Origin of the sequence: Mycobacterium sp. (genome assembly GCF_035697385.1) — a bacterium.
Classification (GTDB): domain Bacteria; phylum Actinomycetota; class Actinomycetes; order Mycobacteriales; family Mycobacteriaceae; genus Mycobacterium.
Genome location: NZ_DASSCY010000352.1, coordinates 1 through 2,450 on the forward strand (window position 1 = coordinate 1; position 2,450 = coordinate 2,450).

Annotated in this window: 2 protein-coding genes; both read right to left on the minus strand. The window is 67.8% G+C overall.

The window, feature by feature from the left end:
* Positions 1 to 704: 704 nt before the first annotated feature.
* Complete coding sequence (locus VFH65_RS29270; RefSeq protein WP_353326627.1) at positions 705 to 1,925, minus strand: ISAzo13 family transposase; 1,221 nt, start codon at positions 1,923 to 1,925, stop codon at positions 705 to 707.
* A gap of 135 nt (positions 1,926 to 2,060) precedes the next feature.
* On the minus strand, positions 2,061 to 2,333 hold the full coding sequence (locus VFH65_RS29275) for a hypothetical protein (RefSeq protein WP_353326625.1): 273 nt from the start codon (positions 2,331 to 2,333) through the stop codon (positions 2,061 to 2,063).
* Between the last annotated feature and the right edge of the window lie 117 nt (positions 2,334 to 2,450).

A 2,450-nucleotide genomic window follows, 5' to 3' on the forward strand; every position in this document is an offset into this window, starting at 1 on the left:
CGTGCGCCTTCAGCCAATCGCGCAACGCCAGCAGGTCGGGCGTGGTGGTCCCGAACGTTTCAACGATCTCGGTCACCGCGCCATCGACCAGCAGCCGCACGCACGCGGTCAGCTGCGCCTTGTGCACATCCAGCCCGCAGCAGCACGCGATCATCGTCTCCACACCATCTCCCCTCTCGCGACACCGGATCAAGCCGTCGCCCGGGGGAGACTCTCTGGGACAGACGATTCTGCTCGTCGTACTCAAGGCGACTGTCCGGGGTGCCGAGCAGCCTCCACGTCACACTGAAGAACGGGCTACGCGCCACCAAGTGGTAGCCGACGTTGCCACGAGCAACAGGCCGTCACCATTTTCATCGTTCGCGCGAGCCCGGCCAGCCCCGCACGCAACCTTGCAGGCGCCCGCGACGGCCGGGCATGGCCACTGATCGGAAAATAGCCGTGATCGCCCGTGCCCACAGATGCTCCACAAGACGGTGTCACGGCCTGATTTTCACCCGCCCAGAGCCGGCGCCCCGCGCCGAGAGGAACTAACGCGACGGCGACTAACGCTTAGCGTTGCCGCACCCCCTAACGTCGTGTGCGCCACAGCACCGCAAACAACCTGCAAAACCGGATGATCTAGACGTCCTGTCGGCGAAGCGCGCCGCAACTCTGCGGGCGGAGACAGGCCCTCAGACGAGACGGCGACTAACGCTTAGGGCTCACGACTTTATTAGTGTCGGAGTTGCCGGCGTGATGGTGTAGTTCCAGTCGCCGTGGAACTGGTGGCGTTGGATGTTGACGGCGGCCAGTTCGGCGTCGGTGACCTTGATGCCCTTGGGGTAGTCGGTCTCGTCGAGGCGGGCGTAGACCTTCAGGCCGGTGCTGGTCGTCGTGTTGGCGATCAGGTTGATGATCGTGGCGTAGTCGATCAGCGGCTTGCCGCGCCAGTTGTGGCTGACGAAGCTGAATAGGCGGTGCTCGATGCGGTTCCATTTGCTTGTGCCGGGCGGGAAGTGCAGCACGCGGATGATGAGGCCGGTGTGGTCGGCGAGCTTCTGCAGCTCGGTCTTCCAGAGTCGGCCGCGGGCGCTGTTGGAGCCGCCGGAGTCGGCGGTGATCGTCAGCGTGGTGGCGTCGGGGTAGCTGGCGGCGCCGAGCTGCTGCCACCAGGCGAGGATCGACGCGGCGGCGAACTGGGCGGTGTCGCGGGTGACGCCGATCGAGATCCAGCCGATGTCGCGGGCCAGGTCATAGATCCCGTAGGGGATCGCCTTGCCCTTGGCGTGGCTGGGGAAGTCGTGGGTGTTGACCTCGACAGGCTCCCCGCTGGGCCCCCACTCGCGCCCGACGGCCTTGAAATCGCCGACCAGCTCCTTCTTCTTGGTGTCGACGCTGATCACCGGCTCGCTGGCTGCCAGGGCCGCCGCGACCGTGTCGTTGATGTGCTCGAACTGCGCGTCGCGGTCGGGGTGCTCGGCACCCTCGCGGGTCTTGACGTTGGCCTGCATCGTGTACCCGATCCGGCCCAGCAGCCGCAGCACCGAACGATCGACGATCTCATGCCCCAGCCCACGCAGCCCGTCGGCGAGCTTGGCCGCGCTCTTTGACGTCCACCGCAGCGGCCGCTCCGGGTCACCGCGCGTGGCCGGGCAGACCAGCCGCTCGAGATCCTCGACGACCGTCGGATCGCTGGTCGCCAGCGACGGCCGGCCCGCCCCAGCGCGCCGCACGCGGCCCGCCTCAAGGCGCTCACCGCTGTCGAGCTCGGCCAGCCCGCGCTCGATCGTGCGCCGCGACAGGCCCGTCGCCCGCGCCGCTGCCGCGATCCCGCCATGACCATGCGAGCGCGCCTCAGCGGCCGCCCAAATCCGTCGCTCACGCTCATCAAACTCCGGGCTGGCCAGCTCCCACCGCACCCCTATCGCACGCTCATCGATCATGCCCCACGGTTCGACCAGATCCACCACGATACCTGCCGCGCGACTACGGCACTAATTTAGTCGTGAGCCCTTAGCGCGGATTTTCGTTCCATTGTTCCCCACAGGCCGATACGGACGGACGGGCAGCGAGTTCGCTCATGAGCGCTCGCCCGCCTCGAGCCGGTCCAGCTCGTTGAGGCCCTGCGGCAGCAGCCACCAAAGCTCCTCACCGGTGCCGGCGTCGACGTCGCCCCACACCAGCGGCGGGTTCTGTTCGCGCAGTTCCTGTAGGCCCCGACGGGTGTGGTTGAGGACGAGGCCGGCCCGTTCCGCGGCTTCGAGCAACGTCCAGCGCCGGACCCGGCCGCGGCCGGGCTGGTCCTCGCCGATGACGGCGCGCAGCAGCCGCCGACGGGTGTCGTCGTCCATGCCGGCAGCTTGCCGGAGGCCGCGGACACGTCCGGGAACTTCCCTTCCTGGACATGCCGCGCAAGCGGAGGGCGCTTCTGCATACACGAGGCTTGCGAGCGTGCGCTCCATGATGCC

Coding starts and splice junctions, on each gene's coding strand:
- VFH65_RS29270 (WP_353326627.1), bottom strand. CDS start 1,925: ATGATCGATGAGCGTGCGATAGGGGTGCGGTGGGAGCTGGCCAGCCCG.
- VFH65_RS29275 (WP_353326625.1), bottom strand. CDS start 2,333: ATGGACGACGACACCCGTCGGCGGCTGCTGCGCGCCGTCATCGGCGAG.